This is a genomic window from Salinispora tropica CNB-440, from assembly GCF_000016425.1.
Lineage (GTDB): Bacteria > Actinomycetota > Actinomycetes > Mycobacteriales > Micromonosporaceae > Micromonospora > Micromonospora tropica.
Genome location: NC_009380.1, coordinates 1171611 through 1194882 on the forward strand (window position 1 = coordinate 1171611; position 23272 = coordinate 1194882).

Below are 23272 nucleotides of genomic sequence, written 5' to 3' on the forward strand. Positions count from 1 at the left end.
CCCGAACCACTCAGACGACACAACGACACGTCGACCTGACACAGCACTGCTAGGTCGACCAGGCGGGTGCGGCGGGGTCCGTAGCAAAAGAGGCTCCATGATCGAAGATATCAGTGCTGCCAGGGGAACTCACCCCGTCGTCCGCCGTCGTGCAGTAGACGCTCCGGACAGCGTCATCGAGCAGGGAAACGAATAGCTCCGCACGGCTGCTGAGAGCCAGGCCGGGTATGGTCGCCACACCAAGCCAGGATGCGCACGGGCGTTCGGAGACGATGTCGATCCAGGCGAGTTCCTGTCGGTAGCACTGGCTGGCTGCGGTCCGGTATAGCAGGGCGAAGCCCTCGCCGACCCCGACGAGGCCAAGCATCGTGGCGATGCTCGATGTCAGCACCACCTCTGGCGTGGGGGTGCCGGCGTCGGCGAACAGCCGTGTCCGGGTGTCCAGGCCGACTTGGCGATCAACGTCCAGGTCGGCCACGAGGAGACGCCGGGTGGCCAACTGTCGAAGCGTTGCGCGCCCCACGGGCGCCAGCGGATCGGACCATGCAACGACCGCTGCCATGAGCACCTTCGCCAGCCGGGCGAACGACAGAGCCTGACCTGGCAGCTCCGGGACTACGGCGAGTTCACACGTGCCCGTGCGCAGCAGTTCGAGAACATCGTCCATGGTTCCCTCGTGGACGGTGACCGCCAGCCCAGGGCGCATCTTCTTTACTCGGCTCATCACAGCCGGCACCAGATCGGGCGCGACTGAGCGGAGAACGGCCACATTGAGCATTCCGCAGGTCTCGCCCTGCCACTCGCGGCTGTGGGCGAGCATCTCCTGCGCCTGGGCCAGCAACGACTTCGCGGGGTCGAGCAGGACGCGGCCGCTGGGAGTCAGGCTGACTCCTTTGGTGCGGTGCCGGAAGAACAGCTTGGTGTCCAGTTGTTTCTCCAGGCGCTGGATCGCCATCGAGACGGCCGACTGCGAAGCATGTAATTGCTGTGCCGCGCCGGATATGTTTCCCATCTCGGCGGAAGTTACGAAGTACCGGAGTTGAGCCAGGCTGAAGTCCGCGTGATCGGCCACTGCAACGCCTCCCTTCTTAGATGACGGTGCTGTAGTCGCGTTCCCAGGTCAGGGGGTTCGCAGCTATCCTCGGTTTCGCTTCGTCTAGAACAACGAGGGGTCGGTCTTTTCTTTGGGTTCGGCCGACTCCGTGGTAACCGCAGGCGTCATTACGGTAATCACTATTGTCGTGATTACCGTGAGCTGATGCCACACGGATGGTCCGTTCGTTGAGGGGGGGGGTGGGTCAACTCCCTTGCAGTGCGACACGAATGTGTACTGAAAGTGAACCGATCTAATATACGTCTATTCTAAATCGACTTCCGCGATATGTGTCAAGTCCACTACGCAAAGAACCTACTGTAATTGTCTGACTACTCAGTGATATCGGGCGAGGTTGGTGTCGGTCGGGTAGCGATCGCTGGGTGCGGTGGGTGATCTGGACGCCGCCCGTGGTGGCTGCTTGCGGGATGGTGTGCAGGTGATCCTGTGGTATCCCCGGACCCGGCAGAACAAGGAATCGGGGAACTGCTGACCGTCTACGACGCACTCATCGACCACGCCGTGACCGCCGCGGTCGACCTCAGCATCGATCCCGACGAGATCTCCTACCGCCGCTTTGCACACGGCCCGCGACCAACCTGATCGCTTCCACACCCGGCCGGGCCTGCGGGCCACCACAGCGACTCCGTAGACCTACAAGCGATGATCAACGTTACTCTCAGAGAACGCAGAGGCCGGACCCGGACCGGTCCACGAACGAAAACATGAGAAACTCAGCACACCCGCGACGTCGGCTACACGATCATCATCACAGAATCAAATCTGCCTCAACAACCTAACCGCCACCATGCGTGGTGCACCTGGTCGCGAATGAGGCCGTTCATCACTTCGCCCGCGGTGTTGCTGGGGAAGTCGGCGTCGTCCCAGCGTAGGGGCGAGAAGCTCGATCGGCTGACCGGACTTTCACCCATCAGACGGGGTCGGACTCGTCGCCGCGCGCATCAGATTCTGCTACGCCGAGCTGGTCGGCTTCGGAAAGAGGCAATGACCACCGGCCCGTACCCAGCCTCGAGCCCGAGGGCCGCGGTGTGGCTGCCCGCGATCGGTCTGCTGGTGGCGAGCGATCAGCCCAGGAAGCGAAAGACGGGTTCGGCGACACAGACGGGCTTGTCGTCGCCCTGTCGTTCAACCGAGGCGGCGGCCGTCACCTGCAGTCCGCCCCTAACCGGTTCGATATCGACGAGGGTGGCGGACAGGCGTAGCTTGGCACCGACCGGAACAGCAGCAGGGAAGCGGACCCTGTTGAGCCCGTAGTTCACCACCATGCCGGCATCCGAGACGGTGAGAATCTCGCTCCACATTGGGATCATCAACGACAGGGTCAGGAAGCCGTGGCCGATCGGACCGCCGAAGGGGCTCTCTCTCACCGCCCGATCGGCATCGACGTGGATCCACTGGTGGTCGTCGGTGGCGTCGGCGAAGGTGCCGACGCGCTCCTGCGTAATCTCACTCCAGGAGCTTGGGCCGAGCACACATCCCTTCAGCGAGGGCAGTCCGGCCAGGGTGGTCGTAGTGGTCATTCACTTCCTCCGTTGATAGTGGGTAGCGGTCGGCGCCCAACGGCCTCGGGCTGCCCGGAGGCGGGGATGGTACTGGTGGCTGCCGCAGCCGCCGTTCGCCGCTTCCCACGGCGAACGCTGACAGCGCAACCATCTCCAGAACGAGCGGGAATATCGCCATTGCCGTGAAGCCATAACGGCACCTCGTCAACTGGGGAGCAGCCGCTCAACCGGCGTCGAGGTCCACGGGAACGGCGAAGGCGCGCGAGCAGGGACAGGTGCGTTCCACCGGTAGCGCAGCGACGGCATCGAAGAGTACGCGTCGCAGGACGGTCACGTTCTTCGCAAAGGCCCGCAGCACCTCGTCGTGGGTCACGCCCTGGCTGCCTTCCACGCCGGCGTCGAGGTCGGTTACCAAAGCGATGCTGGTGTAGCAGAGTGCGAGCTCGCGGGCGAGCGCGGCCTCGGGCTGGCCGGTCATGTTGATGATGGTGCCGCCGGCGGCCGCGTGCCACCGTGACTCGGCACGGGTCGAGAACCGTGGCCCGTCGATTACGACCATGGTGCCGCCGTCGACGCGGTTTACCCGTTCCGCCGCGGCCAACGCGGCGCGGCGCCCGTCCGGGCAATACGGCTCTGCGAAGGTCGTATGCACTGCGCCGGTGTCGCAGAAGGTCTGCTCCCGCCCACTCGTGCGGTCGATCAGCTGATCCGGCACGACGAACGTGCCGGCAATGAAGTCCGGCCGAAGGCCGCCCACTGCGCACGGTGCAAGGATCTGCCGCACACCCAGCGAACGCAGCGCCCAGATGTTGGCCCGGTACGGGATTCTGTGCGGCGGGAAACGGTGGTCCCGCCCGTGCCGCGGTAGGAAGGCGACCTGGCGGCTGTTCAACTCTGCCACCGTGATCAGATCCGACGGCGCGCCATACGGCGTGGAGATTTTCACCTCTTCGGTCTCGCCCAGCAACTCGTACAGACCCGTGCCGCCGATGACGCCGATGTCCGCGTTCAGATTCGGAGCGCTCATTCTTTCCCCCTGCGGATGCCGATGTGCCTTGGGATGTGTCGAAGGGATCAGCCGCGTAGAATCTCGGCGACCAGCAACGCGAGTTCTAAGCTCTGCCGCATGTTCAGCCGCGGGTCGCAGGCAGTCTCGTAGCGATCCGGTAGGTGTTGGTCCTCGACGCCACGTATCCCGTCGAGGCACTCGGTGACGTTCTCACCGGTGAGCTCGACGTGGACGCCTCCCGGATGGGTGCCCAGACTGCGGTGCACGTCGAAGTAGCCCAGCAACTCGTCAACGACCCGGTCGAGGCGCCGGGTCTTGAAGCCGTGTGAGGACTGCTCGGTGTTGCCGTGCATCGGATCGCACTGCCAAACGACCTTGGCGCCCGCGGCCGTGACCTTGTCGACGATCGCCGGAAACACGTCACGTACCTGGCGGTTGCCCATGCGGCTGATCAGGGTGAGCCGCCCGGGCAGGTTCTCGGGGTTGAGCCGCTCGCACAGCTCGATCGCAGCATGCGGGCTGGCGGCCGGGCCGAGCTTCACGCCGATTGGGTTGGCGATACGCGCGACAAAGTCGACGTGCGCGTGGTCAAGCTGGCGGGTGCGTTCGCCGACCCACAGAAAGTGACCCGACAACGCGTATGCCCGGCCGTCGTTGATTCGGGTCAGCGCCCGGTCGTACTCGAGCACCAGCGCCTCGTGCGAGCAGTACACCTTTGATTCCCGCAACGCGTGGCGCTCGCTCGGCCCCCACGCGCGGACGAAGCCGCGCGCCCGGTCGATCTCGCCGGAGATGACCTGGTACCGGGCTCCGGCCGGGGAAGCGCGGATGAGGTCGTAGGTATCGTCGTACAGCTCTTCGAGGTCGGTCAGATCGTCCGGCGGATAGGCGCGGATGAGGTTCATCGCGACCGCGGAATTCGCGTACGCATCGATCATGCGCTGCGGATCGGCGGCCCGCGCCGACTCGGCCGGGTGCCGCGCATTGATAATATCGCCACGGTACGCGGGCAACCCCAGGGAATCGGTCGCCGAGGATCGGGGCTTCCCGTACTGGCCGGCGAGGCGCGCCACCTTCACCACCGGAACGGAACCGCCGTACGTTATCGCCATCGCCATCTGCAGCAGCGTCCGCGTGGTGCCCAGCAGGTGGCTCTCAGTGTTTCCGGTGAACGTCTCGGCGCAGTCGCCGCCCTGTAACAGGAAGGCGCGTCCTTCGCATACCTCGGCCAGGCGGTGACGCAGTTCATCGACCTCGTAGGGTGTGACGATCGGCGGCATTTTGCCGAGTGTCGCGCACACTGCTGCCACCTCGGCGGGATCGGGCCAGGGTGGCACCTGCCGCCGGGGTAGCTCGCGCCACCGGTCTAGGCAGAGTTCTCTGTCGCCATCGTTCGTCGCTGGTGGCGAATGGCGGATCGACCGCTCCACGCCGGGTCGCATGCGCGTTCCATACACACCAAAATCGCCTCTCGTATGGGGCAGGAGTTGATTCGTTGCCATTCCTTGTCGGCCATGGATGACAGGCTGGAAACAGCCGAGCCAATCATATCACCGGAGTTTAATGAATATGAGCATCCTTTATCATCAGTTCAATCGATAGAGGATATCAAGAAACTTCCATTGAACGGGCTGCGGGGCATCGGACAGACTCGGCCCTGGAGATTCCCGGCTAGGGTCAGTAGCGCATGTTCAGCCCGTTCTTCAGGTATGGCTGATTTCGGGAAGGGCTAAATGATCACGCATATCGTACTCTTCAAGCTCAAGGATGGCGTAGACCGCGACGCCCGGCAGGTCACCGAGGCGGTGGAGCTCGCCCGTGAGGTCGGCCGCCACGTACCGGAACTCGTCGACTGGCGCACCGGCTGGAACACGGTCGACCGGGACATCGCCTACGACTTCGCCGCCATTGGCGTGCTGGCTGATCTGGTGGCACTGCAGCGCTACCAGGAAAATGCATTCCACCGAGCCGCCATCGAGAAGTGGAGACTGATATCCGACTGGGTCGTGGCCGACCTGGCTGACCCTGATTGACCTGCGCGACCATACCGTCGAATCGCCCTAACATGTGGGGGCTCGGAATGTTCACACAGTACTATCCGGAAGACGCCGCTCTCACAGTCGAGCTGCGTAATCAGGTTGAGGCGTTCATTGCCGGCAAGTGGGACGCGGCGATGCTGGCAGCGCACCAGACCCGCAAGCTGCGTGAGGTCGTTGCTTTTGCCCGCGACAACTCGCCGTTTTACGGGGAGCGCCTGGTCGGGGTGACCGACGAGGTGATCGCGGCCCTGCACCCCGGTAACCTGCGCGACCTCCCGTTCACGACGAAGGATGACCTGCGGCGGGCGCAGTTCGACATGTTGTCGCGGCCGCTCTCCGACGCGTGGATCTTCTACGAAACCACGGGCACCACTGGTGTTGCGACACCGTGTCCACGTACCAATGTGGACTCTTTACACAACAACACCATTCTCACGGCGTACTACCGCGACATTTTCGGCGCGCGTGGCAGCGGCCAGGTCATCGGTATCTCGGGCCCGAGTGAGCTGCACTCTACCGGCGACACCTTCGGCGACGTTTGCCGCAGCCTGGGCCACGCGGTCGCCAAGATGTGGCCACACTCGCCGATGGTCGGCTTCGACCGGGCCCTGGAACTGATGCGTCGGCTACCCGTGACCGGCCTGTTCTGCACGCCCGGCATGGCCATGCACCTGGCACAGCGAGCCATCGACGCCGGGCTGCGGCCGCGGCTGGACTTCTCCCTCGATCTGCTGCTGCTCACCGGCGAGCTGCTCTCGCCTAGTCTGCTGACCAACATCGGCCTGCTCTGGGACGCCGAGGTGCACAACGTGCTCTACGCCTCACAGGAGGCCTCCGTGCTAGCGGCGGCGACTTCGGACGGTCGGCTGCGAACCGCCCCGCTGATCAACCTCTACGAGGTCATCGATCCCGACAGCGGGGAACCGGTCGATTCCGACGGTGCCGGCCAGTGCTACGGCGAGCTCGTGGTCACCAACCTCTACTTGGGCGCCAAGCCTCTCATCAGATACCGCACCGGAGACCTGGTCCGGATGACCGAGTCTGGCGTGTCTGCCGCCGTGCCCGCACCCTCGGTCGAGGTCCTCGGCCGGGCACACGATCGGTTGACGCTCAACGGACACCTCATCAGCGGATATGACTTCGAGAATCTTTTGCTCGGCCAGTTCCGTGGCTTCTGTGACTACCAGGTCACAATCAAGCGCGACGATGCTGGCGTCGATCGAGTCGCTCTGACGCTGCGGTCCGATCCCACCATCGGCTTTCCGAGCGTCGAGGGTGCCGTGCAGCAGTGCCTCGACGAGCTCGACACGCCGCTGACCGTACGGTTCGGCACTCCCGGCGCGATCACCGGGACTGGCGCGATGGTGAGCTGGAAGGCTGCCCGCGTGATCGACCAGCGGACCGGCCAGTCGGACGAGGTCGAAGCGGCCGAGAACATCGCGGCGTCGAGGTCCTGATGGCGGGCTTGGACCGGGCAGCGTCGCCCGGACTGCGGCTCGGACGCTGGGCCTACCACCGCGGCGAGTTCGTGCCGGCGTCTGATCCGCAGTTGCCGCTCAGCACGCAGGCTTTGCACTATGGGATCGGTGTATTCGAGGGGATTCGGGCGTACCGCAGCGCTGACGGCCTGTTTCTGTTCCGTGCGTACGACCACTACGAGCGCATGCTGCGTGGCTGCCGAACGCTGAGGATTCCGCTGCCGGGGAAGCCCGGCGATCTGGTCGACATCACCGTCGAGCTGCTGCGGCGCAATGCTCACGATGAAGACGTGTACGTGCGGCCGGTGGCCTACAAGCTCTCGTTGCTGCCCGGCATGCCACCTGGCGTATTCCTGAGCGGGCTGTCGGACGCCATGTCGATCATCAGCTACAGCCTGCCGGTTGAGCGGCTCGGCCAGGGCGTGCGGTGTGGCATCAGCTCCTGGCGGCGCCCGCCACGCGACACACTGCCCGCCCAGGCGAAGATCACCGGAGGCTATGTGACGAGCGCTTTCGCTACCGACGAGGCACGAGCAGGCGGGCAGGACGACGCCATCCTGCTTGACCGCTCGGGCAACGTGGCCGAGGCGACAACCGCCAACGTCTTCACGGTCCGCGACGGTTGCCTGGTCACCCCCCCGACAACCGGAGACCTGCTGCCCGGCATTACCAGGGACACGCTCCTCACGCTCATCCGCGAGGTGGGCCTGCCCGTCGCTGAGCGGTCGGTCAGCCCCGCCGAGCTGTTCTCCGCAGACGAGGTTTTCCTCTGTTCCACCGGCAAAGGTGTGGTGCCGGTCATCGCCGTGGCAGGCCGTGACGTCGGCACCGGTGCGATCGGCCCAGTTACCGCCAAGGTCCGTGCGCTCTACGCGGCCGCGACGACCATGCCGGGCGGTATTCACGCGGACTGGCTTACTCCCGTCATGGAGACACCGTGACCAAAGCAACGACGTCGTTACCCTGTTTCGTCACCCTCACACCCGCCGCTGCGGGTGGGACGCCGACCGTGGGCACGCTGGGTCCGCCCGGCACGAGCAGCGAGCTGGCCGCGACACTGCTCGCTGGCCGGCTCGGAGCGGCCGATCCCGGGACGGTCGAGGGCGGGCCGACCAGAGTGCGGCTCTTCGATACCTATGAGAGAGCCGGGAGCGCACTGCGCGCGCGCTTGGTGACGCACGTGGTCGTGGCCAACGCCTACAAGGCCGTGCACGAGTTCTACATGGACCCGGATTTCGAGCTGGCCGTGGTGTTCGTTCTGGACACCCCGATGTACGGCATCGCCAAGCGGCGTGGTGCCGGTGCCTCGCCGCCTTCACCCACCATCGCGAGCCACCCGTCACCCGTACCCATCATCGGGCAGTTGCTGAACGGGTCCGGCGCCCACGTGGTGATGCACGCCGACTCGACCAGCTCGGCCGCACTCGCCGCCGCGGAGGGTCGGGTCGACCTGGCGCTCACCACGGCACCCGCCGCGCAGCTGTACGACCTGGAGTTCATCACGCGCACAAGATGCATTCGTATGGTCTGGTCTGCTTTTGTCCTATCGGATCCAGCTCAGGCCACTACGGAGTCAGACGGAGTCGCCTGAAGGGAGCGAGCCAATGCTGCTGTTGAGCGGTAAGCAAGTGCTGGAGCTGTATTCGCCGGCCGACGCGTACCAGGTCATCGCGGACGTCATGCGTCGTTACAGCGGCGGCGGCGTCGTGCAGCCGGTGCGTACGGTGCTCAGCTCCGACCGTGACGCGTCACTCTTCGCGTCCATGCCCTGTCATGTTTCCGGCGAGGTCGACTCGGGTTTCGGACTCAAGGCCGTACTTCACGTGCCCGGCAACGCCGAGCGCGGCCTCGTGTCGCATGTGGGTGCCATCCTCGTCTTCCACCCTGACACCGGGCAACCGCTGGCCGTCATCGACGCCGCAGCGGTCACGAGTCTGCGTACGGCCGCAGCTTCGGCCGTAGCAACCGACGCATTGGCCCGCGCGGATGCCGGGGACCTAGCCCTGCTGGGCGCCGGAGTGCAGGCCCGCAGTCACCTGGTGGCCATGAACCGGATCCGGACCCTGCGCCGGGTTCGCGTGTGGAACCGCACTCCCGCCCACGCCGAGCAGTTTCGGGCCTGGGCCCGCTCCCTGGTAGAGGTCGACGTCGAGCTGATGCCGACGCCGGCCGCTGCGCTGCGCGGCGCCGACGTGGTATGCACCACGCTGGGCAGCAGCGATCCGGTGGTCTCCGCAGCCGACATCGCCCCAGGTTGCCACGTTAACGCGGTCGGGGCATCGGTGCCCAGCAAGCGGGAGCTCGACTCGGAGGCGGTCGCGTCGTGTTCTGTCTTCGTCGACAGCCGCGAGGCGGCCATGCGCGAGTCCTCCGAGATCACCATGCCGCTCGCGGAGCGACTCATCCCAGGTGACTGGTACTTCCCCGAGATCGGCGAGGTACTCCTCGGCCGGCACCCGGGCCGCACAGACCGCGACGAACGAACCCTCTACAAGTCGCTGGGCATGGCGGCGCAGGATGTCGCGTCGGGCTTTGCCATCGTACGAGCTGCCCAGCGACTCGGCGTCGGCACGGTGACCGACATCTTCAGCTGAGCCCGCTCGTCCTGTCATCACCACGAACGAGAACGGAGTCATCACCATGGCGGCGCTTCTGATCGGCAACGTGGGTACGCTCGGTGACCCGGAGGCCATGGCCGAGTACCGGGCAAAGGTGGGTTCGACGCTCGCCCTGCACGGTGGCGGGTTTGTCATCCGCAACGGCACGTTCGAGGTGCTGGAGGGAATCTGGCGGCCGGACCACCTCTCGGTGATGGGCTTCCCCTCGGCCGAGCAAGCCCACCGGTGGTACCGCTCGCCCGAGTACCGCGAGATCGTGCCGCTCCGCGCCGGTACACACATGGACCTGATCCTCGTCGAGGGCCAAGCAGTCTAGGCACCCAGAACCGTACCGGGAGGGAACGCCACTATGGCCGGATTGCGGCGGCGGCGCTTCGCACAGGTGGACGTCTTCGCCGAGGAGGCATACCTCGGCAACCCGGTCGCGGTGGTGCTCGACGGCGACGGAATTACCGAGCGGGACATGGCGCAGTTCGCGAGGTGGACGAATCTGTCCGAGACGACCTACGTTCTCCCGTCGGCCGTGGCCGACTACCGCTTACGGATCTTCACACCCGGTGGTGAGATCCCCTTTGCGGGACACCCGACGCTGGGCTCGGCACACGCGTGGCTGGAGGCGGGTGGTATCCCACACTCCGACGTGCTCGTTCAGGAGTGCGACCTAGGATTGGTGACGGTCCGCCGCGCCGTCACCGGCCTGAGCTTTGCCGCTCCGCCCCTACGGCGCGATGGCCCCCTGGCCTCCGATCACCTCGCCCGCATCGTGCGGGCTCTGCGGATTGCCCCCGAGCAGGTCGTCGCGCACGGCTGGGTGGACAACGGCCCGGGCTGGGCAGCCGTGCGGCTCGCGTCCGCGGACGAGGTGCTGGCGGTGGATCCCGATGAACAGCAGATGTATGACCTCATGCTCGGCGTTGTGGGCGCCTATCCCGCAGGATCGCCGCTGCAGTTCGAGGTGCGCGCGTTCGCCGCGCCCGCCGGTGTGCGTGAGGATCCGGTCACTGGGAGCCTCAACGCCGGCATTGCCCAGTGGCTCATCAGCACGGGTGCCGCGCCAGGCAGCTACCGGGCGGGTCAGGGTGCGCGCGTCGGGCGTCGTGGTGTGCTGACCGTCAGCGCGGACGGCGACGTCGTGTGGGTGGGGGGACGGAGCACGACTTACGTTCGCGGCGTGGTGGACCTGTGAGCGGCCTCGCGGGTCCTGCGTCGACATGAGTGTCATACGCACTGCGCTGCTGCCGGTACGCGAGGAGGCCCTGCAGTATCCGGCCGATCTACTCAGCCCCTGAACGAGAAGGCTGCCGGGCACTGCCCGGTGAACATCGACGGTACCTTGGCGGCGTCCCTTGCGCTGGAGTAGGACCACAGCCATTCGTGTCAGCCCGGATGCTCTACCTGCGGCTTGGTCCACGCCGGTTCGGCGTTCTCTGCTGGCCTGCGAAGCGGTAGCCGGCAGGCCGATCTGAACGGCTGGGTGACGTGTCTGCTCACGTGGACGACGGCTGGTTGATCAAGAAGGAGTAGCCCCGACGGGGCGTGGACCTGTACAGGTAGTCCCGACAGGGTGTTGGCAGGCGGGTGTAGACCCGGCGCAGCATGCGCCTCGAGGGGATGCGGGCGCAGCAGCAGACGCATTCTTGGCAAGGATGGACTGTGGGGGACCGGTTGCCGGAGATCCGCGTGCTTGCTCGCCAGGGAGTCGGGTAGTCTTGTGGCTCGGCGGGCCGCTAGCTCAATGGTAGAGCTGCTGACTTTTAATCAGTAGGTTCGGGGTTCGAGCCCCCGGCGGCCCACCACCAAGAGGGCCCCTTGAACTGGGGTTTCCGGAGCTTCGGGCGATCCCATTCATCCAAATTGACGCGATTTATGGGGTCGTTGTGAGCCCGGTGTGAGCCCGGGAGTGTGGCCCGCACGAGGCCGTAGTAGCCGGCCATCGCCAGCGCGACCACGCCCGCGGTCAGCGCGGTGCCCGAGTCGAGCACGATCCCCGCCTCGGACGCCAGCCACGCCAGGGCGGCGCCGACGGCGGTGCGGATCAGTGAGATCAGATAGTCGTGGGTCATCGGGTTTCTCCTGGGGGTAGGGCTGCGAACCCGGTAGCAGTTGACGATGCCTCGTTCAGGCATGTTCTTCGTGTTCATGCCTTGATGGGGCTAATGTCGGTTTAGCTCGGAGTGGTTGCTATCGCCTGCCTGGTAGCCGAGGACCACCGCCCGGTCCGCCCTCGGGTGTTGGCTGCTCGCCGTTCACGGGGGAAGGACACCGAGACCGATGGACCAGCACCACGAACACGAACCAGATAGGCCCGGTGGACGCCGAGCGAGGTCACGATGGTGGGCCGCTGGGCTGGCTGGGATGACCGGCCTGGCCCTGACCACTGTCGGCGTTGCCGTCCTCCCGACCACTGACGTGGTCGCACGCACCCCCACCAGCGCCCGGCCTGAGACGCCGACGCCGGACCGGCCCTCCGCCGACGGTGACCGCGGTCACCGCGATGACGGCGAACACCACGACAAAGCCAAGGACAAGAGCGCAGGCGACAAAGGTAGAGACAAGGAGAAGAAAGGGAGGGAGAAGAAATCGAAGGCCGTAGCCGTCCCGTGTGAGGCGGAGGCCCTGATCGCCGCGATCACCCTCGCCAACGCCCGCGGCGGAGCCGTCCTCGACCTCGCCCAGAAATGCACCTACCTGCTCACCGCGAACATCGACGGCGCCGGACTGCCCGCGATTACCACCCCCATCACGCTCAACGGCGGCAAACACACCACCATCACACGTGCCGCCGCCGCCGACCAGTTCAGAATCCTCACGGTCAACGCCAACGGTCGGCTTACCCTCAACCATCTGAAGATAACTGGCGGATACGTTGACGCTATCGCCGGTGGCGGAATTCTCATTAACTCGGGTGGCGCCGCCACGATCAACAGCAGTAGCATTGTCCGTAATATCGCCAATGACGGTGGTGGCGGCGGGATCGCGAACAATGGTGGCACCCTAGATATCAAACACTCTACAATCAGCCAAAATGTCGCCGGTGTTGGCGGCGGGATCCTAGGCGTTGGCACAGTTTCCATCGACAAGTCGCGGCTCGATGCGAATATCGCCGGATCTGGCGGTGGCATCATCCACGGTGGCAGTCTCCGAATTACCCGAAGTGAGATAGTCAATCATCGCGCTGGAGAAGGTGGAGGTGTCTTCCTTCTTGGCGGCACGACCGGTGGGATAACCGATACGCGCATCGAGGGAAATACGACAACAATCGGTGGTGGTGCCGCCATAGTCGGTGTACCCCTACAGTTCACCCTGTCAAGGGTCACCATCGCCAATAACTCCGCTACCGGCGGAGCGGGCTTAGGTGCCCTATTCCTGGCGGCCGACTTCATGTTGATTGAGGACAGCGTAATCAAGAACAACACCGGCATCAACGGCGGCGGCATTCGCAACCTGGGCACGTTGACGTTGCTGCGCACAAAGGTCATTGGCAACCAGGCCACTGAGTCAGGTGGCGGAATCTCCAACGGAGCCAACGGCGTGCTAACCCTTTTCGGCACCAAGGTTGTCAAGAATGTCGCCGTCGCGGACGGTGGGGGTATCTTCAACGAGGCAGGTGGCGCAGTCGAGCTGAATATCGCCAGTGGCACCTTTGTAGTCAAGAACCAGCCGGACAACTGCTTCGGCGACGTTCCCGGCTGCGCCGGATAGCAATCCGAGCACGCCGGATCTTCGAGGGGTCCCGTCCCCGCCGCTTGCCGATGAGGGCGGGATCCCTCCGCCGTCGCCGGAGAAGCCCAGGCCGGACCCCGTCGAGCGCGCCACGAACTTGATCCGTGCCCCTGTGTCCAACCGCGCGATGGACTCCTCACCTTTCGTGTTGATCACCTTGAGGAGTACGCCGTCGACGTCGTACAGGTTGCTGCTGCACGCCGAGTCGACCCACCAGCCAGATCACGCGACGGAACGACTTCATAGCAGTCTTGTATTCGTGCGCCGACCACATGATCAGCCGTTCACCGATCAGCTGTTCACCGATCAGCAACAGCCCCGTCAACGCCCGCGCCTCCAGCAGGCAACCCTTGGCGTTTTGCCGAGACACCCACTCGCAGTACTCGACGCACGCCCATTTGCCGTCCGCCTTCACGGCCAGCATCGCCGTGATGGAGTCCGCCTGCCAGGCGTCCATCGGCATCATGGCCCGGCGCATCAACTCGATGGACTCCAGCCCGAACGAATCGGCCGAGTCAGGGCTGAGTCTCAACCCGCGGGCTGCGCGTGCTGAGCAATCCGAGCGGTGAGGTCCGTGATTCCACCAGCCCCGTCGCCTCCCGCGCTCGCCTTCGGCTGACGCCCACCAGCCGGCTGAGTGCCACCACCGGCCTGGCCCCTCCGCAGCTCCGCCCGCAGGGCCTTGAACGTGCTCTGCTGCTGCCCGGCCTCGGTATGCACCTTGTCCACGCCAACGGTCACCTCACCCGCGTCGTCGACCTCCACCGTCAACCGCGCGCGGTCACGGCCGTTCACGATCGCGTCCAGCCCGGTCCAGCCGGGCCGGTCCAGGCGGTCCGCGCACCGACAGATCTCCTCCACCAGCACCACCACCTCGACCGGGTCACCGTCGCCGATGAGCTGATCCCACATCCGCCGGCCACGCGCCCGCAGACGAGGCGTCCGCGGCCCCTCCTCCGCAGTAGGCGTTGCGTTCGGCGTTGCCGTCGCACCCGTTGCGTTGCAATCCCGCTCCGGCAGACACAGCGAATGATCTCCTGACCTGTGCTTACGCAACCGGCGGGACCGTTCCGTCGAATAGCCACAGCCCGTCCTGTCGATCACGATCCGTGCTGGTCCCAGCTGCGGGGGGAGACGCCTGATGAAAGGCGTTGGGTTAGCAAACGTCACCATCCGGGACGACGCTGCCCCCTGCCTGCACCATCTACGTGAGTTGACCACCACGTTGTCGGGATCGTGCTGTCGTCGTGCTCGCACGCGTTGCTGGGCGGTGGCTTGCCCTGCGGACCGGCTGCATCTGCGGTGGGCCAGGCCACGGTAGGTGGCCCGGTCGTCGTCGTGGTCCAGGTCCAGCGACGCTGCCCCGGCCCGCCACATCGGGCGCACGGCTCTGGCCGTCACGCAGGTCGGCCAGTGTTTTCGGTGTCGCGAGGGCGGGGCCGCGTGTTTGATACGTGAAATTCAGTCTGATTCATGACGCTGGCAGTTATCGGCAGGCATGCATTTGAGTCGTACGATGGCTGGTAGTCGTCCAAGTATTAAGGGCTCTGTGGTGGGGAGGATCAATGCCGCTCGTATTTCACAAAAACTACCGGAAGATGGGCCCATTCCGGCAAGCGCACCCCGGGGTGGAGGTCCAGGGTGACGGGTTCTTCGATGACGAAAGCGAAGAACAGCTGCAAGCGATCAGGTTGGTCGCGGGCCGTGTGCAAAGCGGCGGTAGGAGATCTCGTCGGGATCGATGCTGAGGTCGACCGCGGCGGTCACGGCGTGGTCGATGAGTGCGTCGTAGACGGTCAGCAGTTCCCCGATTCCTTGTTCTGCCGGGTCCGGGGATACCACAGGATCACCTGCACACCATCCCGCAAGCAGCCACCACGGGCGGCGTCCAGATCACCCACCGCACCCAGCGATCGCTACCCGACCGACACCAACCTCGCCCGATATCACTGAGTAGTCAGACAATTACAGTAGGTTCTTTGCGTAGTGGACTTGACACATATCGCGGAAGTCGATTTAGAATAGACGTATATTAGATCGGTTCACTTTCAGTACACATTCGTGTCGCACTGCAAGGGAGTTGACCCACCCCCCCCCTCAACGAACGGACCATCCGTGTGGCATCAGCTCACGGTAATCACGACAATAGTGATTACCGTAATGACGCCTGCGGTTACCACGGAGTCGGCCGAACCCAAAGAAAAGACCGACCCCTCGTTGTTCTAGACGAAGCGAAACCGAGGATAGCTGCGAACCCCCTGACCTGGGAACGCGACTACAGCACCGTCATCTAAGAAGGGAGGCGTTGCAGTGGCCGATCACGCGGACTTCAGCCTGGCTCAACTCCGGTACTTCGTAACTTCCGCCGAGATGGGAAACATATCCGGCGCGGCACAGCAATTACATGCTTCGCAGTCGGCCGTCTCGATGGCGATCCAGCGCCTGGAGAAACAACTGGACACCAAGCTGTTCTTCCGGCACCGCACCAAAGGAGTCAGCCTGACTCCCAGCGGCCGCGTCCTGCTCGACCCCGCGAAGTCGTTGCTGGCCCAGGCGCAGGAGATGCTCGCCCACAGCCGCGAGTGGCAGGGCGAGACCTGCGGAATGCTCAATGTGGCCGTTCTCCGCTCAGTCGCGCCCGATCTGGTGCCGGCTGTGATGAGCCGAGTAAAGAAGATGCGCCCTGGGCTGGCGGTCACCGTCCACGAGGGAACCATGGACGATGTTCTCGAACTGCTGCGCACGGGCACGTGTGAACTCGCCGTAGTCCCGGAGCTGCCAGGTCAGGCTCTGTCGTTCGCCCGGCTGGCGAAGGTGCTCATGGCAGCGGTCGTTGCATGGTCCGATCCGCTGGCGCCCGTGGGGCGCGCAACGCTTCGACAGTTGGCCACCCGGCGTCTCCTCGTGGCCGACCTGGACGTTGATCGCCAAGTCGGCCTGGACACCCGGACACGGCTGTTCGCCGACGCCGGCACCCCCACGCCAGAGGTGGTGCTGACATCGAGCATCGCCACGATGCTTGGCCTCGTCGGGGTCGGCGAGGGCTTCGCCCTGCTATACCGGACCGCAGCCAGCCAGTGCTACCGACAGGAACTCGCCTGGATCGACATCGTCTCCGAACGCCCGTGCGCATCCTGGCTTGGTGTGGCGACCATACCCGGCCTGGCTCTCAGCAGCCGTGCGGAGCTATTCGTTTCCCTGCTCGATGACGCTGTCCGGAGCGTCTACTGCACGACGGCGGACGACGGGGTGAGTTCCCCTGGCAGCACTGATATCTTCGATCATGGAGCCTCTTTTGCTACGGACCCCGCCGCACCCGCCTGGTCGACCTAGCAGTGCTGTGTCAGGTCGACGTGTCGTTGTGTCGTCTGAGTGGTTCGGGGTAGTTCGATGGTGGGGTGACCCCTGACGGGGCTTTCCGTTGCGCGGCAACGGCTTGAGGCGTTCGCCGCGGATGTGTTCACCCCACTGATGCGGCCGGATCAGCGGGTGAAGAGTGGGACGTATCTGCGGGGTCTGCTGCTGGATGCGCGGCGTACGTCGATGCAGCCGACGACGGCATGATGATCGGCGACTGGAACAGCAACCCACGCCCGTTCGTCTGGACCATGACCGCTGAAGAAATCCTCGACTCACTCGCCCGACTCCGTAGGCGAATTCCCCGGCGCAGAACACGAGGGCCTGATCGGCGCGGTAGGAGCCTTCGCGCCTTCGCTTGCCCACGCGATCCGAACGCTTCAGTCGGACGCCCGGCCTCCCACCTACACGGATCCACCGCTGGCACTCACCGCATCCCCATCAACTGAGAGCTGGGCCACCTCGTACTCATCCTTGTAGGCCATAAGTTTGTATAGATTGCCCGCCACGGCTGCGGTGAGCGGCCCCGCCCGTCCCTCCACCCGGCGTACGTGTTCCACGAACTCCACAAACTCGCGGGCATAGGCCAGATCCTGGTAGGCGACGAGATCTGCCACGAGCGCATCCAGCCGGCGCGCGAGTGGGGTGTCCTCGCCGGCATCGATTGTCGCCCGCAACGATGCTGCATCGCCCTGCAACGGTCGTTGCTCCTGGGCTACGGGAGCTGCCGGCGACACCGTCTGAGGGTCGTCAACCACCAGGCGGCCGAGGCAGAAGGCGCTGAGGTTGCGCTCCACGCCAACGCCGTTGAGCCGGATCGCCTGTTCGATGCTGGCCGCTTCTAGCGGGATGGCGCCCTCCTGGTAGGCGGCGCCTAGTTGCAGAATATTGGCGAACTGGTCGTCGCCCAGCAGGCGCAAGGCGAGGGATCGGGCGTCGAAGAAGGTGGCGCGCGCACTCGATCGATCGAGAGCCGAGCACAGTTCGTCTACGTCGGGACGTGGGCCCGACACCTCGGTAACCATCTGACCGGTGGGCACCGGCGAGGTCGATGCCACGACGACGGTCCGGGCGGTGTCGGCTGCAGCGAGGTTGGCGGGCTGAGCCGCGACGAGCAGGTCGGTGGCGGCGGCGAGGAGGCGCGCGGCCTCCCGGCGGATGCGCTCTGGACTGGATTGTCCAGCGGCGCGATGGACCCAGCGGCTCGCCGCCCTGCTGACAACCTCCCGCCGGCATCGGCCGCACCCTCGCGTACGTGATTCAGCCGGAGGCAGCGACGGTGTCGGACGGGTGCTCGACAACTCAGCTTCACTGGAGCTCGCAGCCACGGAGCGTACGAAGGCCACGTAGCTTCCGAAGCTCGATCGCCGGTAGCCGGAAGGTCAGATTCGGTGCGCTGCGGCTCCGTCCTGCCAGCGGTAGAGGTCGCGCAGCAGGGAAATCTCGGCGCCGTGATGGATCAGCTCCCTGTTGACGTGCAGGATCCTGTTCTCCATGGGAAACCGCTCGGGACCCACCATGGGCGGGTTCTCCAGGTCAGCGTCCGAGAGGTCGCGGACCCCCGCGTTCCACTTCCCATACATCTCATCGAGCTGCTTCAGCGCCTCGTCAGCGGTCCCTGCGTAGGTGAATGTCTCGGAGTCGACGCCCTGGCCGCCGAAGTACCATCCGACCCGATAGCCCAGGCACGAGACAATGATGTGCGCCAGCCGCCAGGCAATCGTGGTCACTGGCGCCGGAACGGGGCCGGGGAACACGTAGTCCATCGTCCATTCCCCCGAACCTTCCGACATCGTTATGGCCGACGTGCCCCGTGGACGGATACTCCAGCAGCCGCGTACCGGCTCCCAGAAGTACTCTTCGTCGGTAAGACCCTCCAGCCGTGGCCGCAGGTTCTTGCGCCAGTACCAGTCCAACTGCTCCGAGAGCTGTTCGCTTTTTGTCACGTCCGCACCCTATGTACAACAGAGACTTGGCTGCGACCCTTGCGGACGCCGGGCCATTGTCTGCCCGCGTGTCCGGTCCGTGCCCGATGTAGGGGCAAGATGGGTCAACGGCGGCGCGGTCTGCAGCCGGGGGCGCACACCCTTTGCTGGACCGAGGAGTCCGTAGTCATCCAGCGTGTAGATCATCACGATTCCGAAGCTGGCAGTGCGCGGCCGTCCCCGTCAGGGGAAAGGTTCCGACGGGTGGTAGAACGGGACGTGGAGATCGCCCAGCTCAGCCAGGCGTTGGATGACATCTCCGACGGCGCGATCGTGCATCACGGGTACACCGACTACATCCGCGATTACGAAGTCATCGCCTACGTCACCGCAGACCCGCGTACCGCTATCCCACCTGTTCATCTTCGCTACCTCTTCAAGTACTGCATCGCAGCCGAGGTGCAGACGACGGTGAGTCCCGACGCCTGGTGTTGCTTGCTCGACGAACGACTGATCGACCGGGAGATCGGCCCGGACCTGAACGGATTCGTGTGGGCGGTGCGCTGGCAACCACTCTACCCAGGCGCGGAGGTGGTGGCAGACTCCGAGCGTGCCCGGTCGTGGGCTGACCAGGTCGGCATTCCCTTTCACGAGGTCCGCTTCGAGATGAACGCTCACGCCATCACTCTCATCTTCGCTGACCTCGACGTGGCGGAGGTGAGGGAGGGGTACGTGCCCTTCACCGTCACCGAGGACGACTGACGCAAGGATTTGCCACCCGCCCGGGTGACTAAGTGGGTGATGATCGGGACGGAAACCAGCGGACGAGCCGAATACTGATGGACGGTTGCAGCAGTTCAACGCCGCTGTAACGGCAGGCCAAGTCCGTGTCGGTTGCCTGGGCGGTGAGGGAGTCGTCGGGGCCGCACGGACTCATCCGTGGCGTAGCTTGCCAGCCGGGTCAGCGGCCGACGCGGACCCGGTCAGCGGCGTACAGCCCGCGGGAGCTGGCGGCGCGGAAGACAACAATTACCGGACGCCTTCGCCGATGATCGGTAGCCAACGTCGATCTTCATCCAATTCTGCCGGAAGAAGCCTTTGCTCCCGCTCAGCCGGCGTCGGCTACGAAAGTGGAGCAACGTTCTTCTTCTCTGCCGTGGCGGGGTCCTCCGGACAGGAGCTACGTCCTGTCCAAACGGACCACACCCAGGTGAAACCCGGGAATCTGTATGGTTCCACCATCAACTTCGTAGAACCCTGATGTCCGGACAGTTTTGACAGGGCTCCGGCCAGATAGGAATGACGACGGGTAGATCTGGGACTTTTGCCCTGAGGGGCGCAAATTGGACATGACGCTGACCGCACCAGCACGTCCCGGAAACGTGATTTTGGCCTTGGCTTGGGCGTACCGCTTTTTTATTCAGAGGTCGATGATCTAAGGTCCTGCTGCAAAATCGATCATGCGAGGAGTGGGTGTTGGTGGGCGGCATGGGGCGGTTGCATGCTGGGCGACGGTCTGTCGGTTGGGCTGTTGTGTCGGCGTTGGCGGTCGGTGGGTTGGCGGTGCCAGCGTCGTCGGCGTCAGCGGCAGTCGCGTGTGTGGGCGAGGTGGCGACCGTCGAGGATGCGATGACGACGGCCGAGGCCTGTGACGCACAGGTCGAGGTGGGCTCGATGCGGTCGGAGACGTTGGTGGCCTATGCGAATCCGGATGAGACGATGACGGCGGTGATGTCACCGGTTCCGGTTCGGACGCTGAAGGGGTCCGAGTGGGTCGATATCGACCCGACTCTGGAGCGTAACGGCGATGGTACGGTGTCGCCGGCGGCCACGACTCAGGATTTGACTTTGTCCGGTGGTGGTTCAGGCCCGCTGTTGACGTTGGCTGATTCTGGCCGAAAGGTTTCCCTGACCTGGCCAGCGGGTTTGCCGGCGCCTGTATTGACTGGCGATCTCGCGACCTATTCGGAGGTATTTCCGGGTGTGGATCTGCAGGTTCGTGTGGGTGACAGTTGGTATCAGCAGTTGTTTGTGGTGAAGTCGGCGCAGGCGGCGGCGAATCCGGCGTTGGCCGCGTTGTCGTTCAACGTGACGACGGAGGGTGTGACGCTACGGGAGCAGTCGGATGGGGCGATCGAGGCCGTTGATGCCGAGGGCGAGGTGGTGTTCGCGGCCTCGGCGCCGTCGATGTGGGCATCTCCCGACCCGTCGGCGATGGAAGCGGCTGTTCGGTCGGGGGAGTGGTCGCGGCCGGCGTTGCAGGCGATGGTTGGCGAGGGTGCTGTCGATGAGCCGGCTGAGCCGCATCGGGTGCGGATGGAGGCGGAGGTTTCCCAATCGCAGCTGACGGTGATTCCGGTGCCCGAGTTGCTGCGGTCGCCGGACACGGTCTACCCGGTGTATATCGATCCGAATTTCGCCTATCCGTCACCGACGTACTGGACGAACGTGATGGACGACAATCCGAATCACTCGTATTTTAACGAGCATGACGAGTTGAAAGTCGGCCGGCAGTGGAAAACCTCGAATGTCTGGCGCACGCACATGCAGTTCCACAATTTTGGGGTGATGTCCGGGTCGAAGATCGTGTCGGCGGAGCTAAAGGTTACCGCGGATCATACAGCGGATTGCGACGGCACGGACATTCAGTTGTGGGAGACGGAGCACATCACTCACTTCTACCAGTACACGTGGAATACCGCGGCCAACGGCTGGTTAAAATATCTGGACACCAAGCATTTTGATGCGAATGAGGCGTCGTGTCCCAAGGACGACGACCAGGAGGTGTTCAACGGGGCGCTGCAGGCGGCGGTGCAGACTAGGGTAAGTGCCGGCGTCAGCGCGATGACGTTCGGTATGCGGGCTGCCAGTGAGTCTGATTACTACCAGTGGACGAATTTCCTGCCTAATAAGACCGCGTTGATCGTGCAATATGACAGGGTGCCGATGAAGCCGGTTGGTCTGTCGTTCACGACGACATCGGACTGCTATTTGCAGTGTTCGTCTCCGGCGATGGTGCGGAATGCAACGCCGACGTTGCGGGCGCGGGTGCAGGACGCGGACGGCGGCGTGTTGCAGACGGCGTTCGAGATTCGAACGGCGGCGAGCCTGTCGGCGCCGATCGTGGTGGAGAGCACGACGATGCCGCGGTCGTTCGTGACGACGTCGGGTAACGCGACGGCGACCGCGACATCCCAGGTTCCGGCGGGTAAGTTGACCTCTGGGACCACCTACTACTGGCACGCCACAACGAAGGACGAGCTGGGGTTTTGGAGTGGCTGGGGCTCGTGGTACAGCTTCACGGTCGATACGTCTCCACCTGGGGTGTCGTCTGTCACGTCCAGTGAGTTCCCCGGTCGGCAGTGGGGCGCTGAGGTGGGTACGGCGGGGACGTTCACGCTGAGCGCCGCCTCGGATGCGGCGGAGTTCAGCTGGCAGGTGGACGCGGGCCCGGTGACGACGGTAGCGGCGACGGGCGGTGATCCGGCCACGGCGACGACCGGTTCATACACGCCGGCTACGGATATGGTCCACACGTTGTACGCGAAGGCCAAGGACGTGGCGGGTAACGTCGGTCCGACTGTCGGGCATCAGTTCTGGGTGACGCCGCTTGCGAACCGGTGTTGGAACTGGCGGTTGGACGAGACGTCCGGGTTGACCGCGAAGGACTGGGGTAACCAGGACTCCGCTGACGTGGTGTGTCCGCCGATCGGGTCGTCCGTGACGGCGATGCCGGGCGCTGTCTCGTCGGGGGTGACGTGGACTGCGGATGCGGAGCGGGGACAGGTGGCCAGCTTCGATGGTACGGGTGAGATCGCCACGCCAGGTGCGGTGCTCGACACGACGAAGGCGTTCACGGTGACCGCGTGGGTGAAGCTGACGGACCTGGCGTCGGGGAGTGTGCAGACGGTTGTTTCGCAGGCCGGAGACGCTGTCAGTGATCTGAGCCTGGAGTACCGGCAGGACGCGAATGGCGGCGCGGGTGGGTTCTGCTTCACGATGGCCGCGGGTGACGGTGAGTTGACGACGGCTTGTGCGGATCCGGTGTCGTGGCCGGTCAGTGAGAACCAGTGGGTGCACCTGGCCGGCGTCTATGCCCCGACGCTGGACGCGATCCGGGTGCATGTGATGGGAGATCCCCAGTTTTGCGCGGGTGACTTCGGTGAGGCACCTTTCACATCGCCTCGGCCTGCCAACGGAGCATTCCTGATTGGTCGCGGGACGCAGGGTGCTGATGACAGCCCTGCTCACCAGCTCGTTGGTCGTGTATCCGATGTGTATGGATTTCAGCGTGTGCTGAGCAATGAGGAAATCTGTCAGATGAGCTTTTCGTAGCGCAGTGAGCAACTCGCGAGGGTGAGGCGCCTCCGGCTAGCTGGGCTTCGGCGGCGACGCCGAGGCTCAGTGGATGAAATGGCACCTGGGGGGGCTAAGGACCACCCGGTCATTGGGATTGTGTAGCACCGGTAGGACCTGTCAGGTCCGGCACGGATAAGGGAGCGGCGTG

At 64.7% G+C, this 23272-nt stretch carries 21 protein-coding genes, 1 tRNA gene and 1 pseudogene; 14 read left to right on the forward strand and 9 right to left on the reverse strand.

Translation table 11 applies throughout. The annotated features are described in order from the left end of the window. Nucleotides 1-49: 49 nt before the first annotated feature. Complete coding sequence (locus STROP_RS05225; protein WP_011904940.1) at nucleotides 50-1072, reverse strand: LysR family transcriptional regulator; 1023 nt, start codon at nucleotides 1070-1072, stop codon at nucleotides 50-52. Nucleotides 1073-1540: 468 nt separating this feature from the next. On the opposite strand from STROP_RS05225, the gene STROP_RS25040 reads away from it, so the two are divergent. Continuing rightward, nucleotides 1541-1696: a hypothetical protein gene (locus STROP_RS25040; protein ID WP_011904941.1), complete on the forward strand. Its 156-nt coding sequence runs from the start codon at nucleotides 1541-1543 to the stop codon at nucleotides 1694-1696. Nucleotides 1697-2178: 482 nt separating this feature from the next. Here the strand turns inward: STROP_RS25040 and STROP_RS05230 are convergent, their stop codons facing one another. From STROP_RS05230 to STROP_RS05240, 3 genes are all read right to left on the reverse strand, one after another. After that, nucleotides 2179-2634 carry a MaoC family dehydratase gene (locus STROP_RS05230; protein ID WP_011904942.1) on the reverse strand — a complete coding sequence of 152 codons (456 nt, stop codon included), beginning with the start codon at nucleotides 2632-2634 and terminating at the stop codon, nucleotides 2179-2181. Between the two features lie 205 nt (nucleotides 2635-2839). After that, on the reverse strand, nucleotides 2840-3643 hold the full coding sequence (locus STROP_RS05235) for an S-methyl-5'-thioadenosine phosphorylase (protein WP_011904943.1): 804 nt from the start codon (nucleotides 3641-3643) through the stop codon (nucleotides 2840-2842). 47 nt (nucleotides 3644-3690) lie between these two features. Continuing rightward, nucleotides 3691-5067 carry a 3-deoxy-7-phosphoheptulonate synthase class II gene (locus tag STROP_RS05240; protein WP_050764955.1) on the reverse strand — a complete coding sequence of 459 codons (1377 nt, stop codon included), beginning with the start codon at nucleotides 5065-5067 and terminating at the stop codon, nucleotides 3691-3693. A 291-nt stretch (nucleotides 5068-5358) separates the two neighbouring features. Between STROP_RS05240 and STROP_RS05245 the strand changes: the two genes are divergently transcribed. The 9 genes from STROP_RS05245 to STROP_RS05285 all read left to right on the forward strand — a co-directional run bounded on the left by STROP_RS05245 (nucleotide 5359) and on the right by STROP_RS05285 (nucleotide 13462). Further along, nucleotides 5359-5658 (forward strand): Dabb family protein, encoded by a 300-nt coding sequence (locus STROP_RS05245; protein WP_011904945.1) that lies wholly within the window; start codon nucleotides 5359-5361, stop codon nucleotides 5656-5658. Between the two features lie 47 nt (nucleotides 5659-5705). After that, on the forward strand, nucleotides 5706-7121 hold the full coding sequence (locus STROP_RS05250) for a phenylacetate--CoA ligase family protein (protein WP_011904946.1): 1416 nt from the start codon (nucleotides 5706-5708) through the stop codon (nucleotides 7119-7121). Continuing rightward, nucleotides 7121-8083 carry a branched-chain-amino-acid transaminase gene (gene ilvE / locus STROP_RS05255; RefSeq protein WP_011904947.1) on the forward strand — a complete coding sequence of 321 codons (963 nt, stop codon included), beginning with the start codon at nucleotides 7121-7123 and terminating at the stop codon, nucleotides 8081-8083. The genes STROP_RS05250 and ilvE overlap by 1 nt, the downstream gene beginning before the upstream one ends. Then, nucleotides 8080-8733, forward strand: a complete 654-nt coding sequence (locus STROP_RS05260; protein WP_011904948.1) for a hypothetical protein — start codon at nucleotides 8080-8082, stop codon at nucleotides 8731-8733. The genes ilvE and STROP_RS05260 overlap by 4 nt, the downstream gene beginning before the upstream one ends. 13 nt (nucleotides 8734-8746) lie before the next feature. Beyond that, nucleotides 8747-9736, forward strand: coding sequence for an ornithine cyclodeaminase family protein (locus STROP_RS05265; protein ID WP_011904949.1), 990 nt, complete (start codon nucleotides 8747-8749; stop codon nucleotides 9734-9736). 46 nt (nucleotides 9737-9782) lie between these two features. After that, the gene (locus STROP_RS05270; protein WP_011904950.1) at nucleotides 9783-10076 is read left to right on the forward strand and encodes a DUF1330 domain-containing protein; all 294 of its coding nucleotides are present in this window, start codon (nucleotides 9783-9785) and stop codon (nucleotides 10074-10076) included. 33 nt (nucleotides 10077-10109) lie between these two features. Beyond that, a complete protein-coding gene (locus tag STROP_RS05275; protein WP_011904951.1) occupies nucleotides 10110-10946 on the forward strand; it encodes a PhzF family phenazine biosynthesis protein in 837 nt (278 codons plus the stop codon). A 535-nt stretch (nucleotides 10947-11481) separates the two neighbouring features. Continuing rightward, nucleotides 11482-11556, forward strand: a tRNA-Lys gene (locus STROP_RS05280). 475 nt (nucleotides 11557-12031) lie between these two features. Continuing rightward, nucleotides 12032-13462, forward strand: a complete 1431-nt coding sequence (locus tag STROP_RS05285; protein ID WP_011904952.1) for a hypothetical protein — start codon at nucleotides 12032-12034, stop codon at nucleotides 13460-13462. Between the two features lie 157 nt (nucleotides 13463-13619). On the opposite strand, the gene STROP_RS05290 is transcribed toward STROP_RS05285, so the two are convergent. From STROP_RS05290 to STROP_RS25045, 3 genes are all read right to left on the reverse strand, one after another. Next, nucleotides 13620-13961, reverse strand: coding sequence for a hypothetical protein (locus tag STROP_RS05290; RefSeq protein WP_011904953.1), 342 nt, complete (start codon nucleotides 13959-13961; stop codon nucleotides 13620-13622). Between the two features lie 50 nt (nucleotides 13962-14011). After that, on the reverse strand, nucleotides 14012-14395 hold the full coding sequence (locus STROP_RS05295) for a hypothetical protein (RefSeq protein ID WP_043535209.1): 384 nt from the start codon (nucleotides 14393-14395) through the stop codon (nucleotides 14012-14014). Between the two features lie 774 nt (nucleotides 14396-15169). Then, nucleotides 15170-15325: a hypothetical protein gene (locus STROP_RS25045; RefSeq protein WP_011904941.1), complete on the reverse strand. Its 156-nt coding sequence runs from the start codon at nucleotides 15323-15325 to the stop codon at nucleotides 15170-15172. A gap of 468 nt (nucleotides 15326-15793) precedes the next feature. Between STROP_RS25045 and STROP_RS05300 the strand changes: the two genes are divergently transcribed. Together STROP_RS05300 and STROP_RS26315 are read left to right on the forward strand one after the other, a co-directional pair. Next, nucleotides 15794-16816 carry a LysR family transcriptional regulator gene (locus tag STROP_RS05300; RefSeq protein ID WP_011904940.1) on the forward strand — a complete coding sequence of 341 codons (1023 nt, stop codon included), beginning with the start codon at nucleotides 15794-15796 and terminating at the stop codon, nucleotides 16814-16816. Between the two features lie 72 nt (nucleotides 16817-16888). Continuing rightward, nucleotides 16889-17035 (forward strand): annotated as a pseudogene (locus tag STROP_RS26315) (IS701 family transposase); the annotation flags it as partial. Between the two features lie 209 nt (nucleotides 17036-17244). Here the strand turns inward: STROP_RS26315 and STROP_RS05305 are convergent. Further along, entirely contained in the window at nucleotides 17245-18186 is a 942-nt protein-coding gene (locus STROP_RS05305) for a DUF6537 domain-containing protein (RefSeq protein WP_043535210.1), read from the reverse strand. A gap of 36 nt (nucleotides 18187-18222) precedes the next feature. Next, on the reverse strand, nucleotides 18223-18786 hold the full coding sequence (locus tag STROP_RS05310) for a DinB family protein (RefSeq protein ID WP_011904956.1): 564 nt from the start codon (nucleotides 18784-18786) through the stop codon (nucleotides 18223-18225). A 258-nt stretch (nucleotides 18787-19044) separates the two neighbouring features. On the opposite strand from STROP_RS05310, the gene STROP_RS05315 reads away from it, so the two are divergent. Beyond that, complete coding sequence (locus STROP_RS05315) at nucleotides 19045-19527, forward strand: YxiG-like protein (protein WP_043535597.1); 483 nt, start codon at nucleotides 19045-19047, stop codon at nucleotides 19525-19527. A 726-nt stretch (nucleotides 19528-20253) separates the two neighbouring features. Further along, the gene (locus STROP_RS05320; RefSeq protein WP_011904958.1) at nucleotides 20254-23100 is read left to right on the forward strand and encodes a LamG domain-containing protein; all 2847 of its coding nucleotides are present in this window, start codon (nucleotides 20254-20256) and stop codon (nucleotides 23098-23100) included. The last annotated feature ends 172 nt before the right edge of the window (nucleotides 23101-23272 follow it).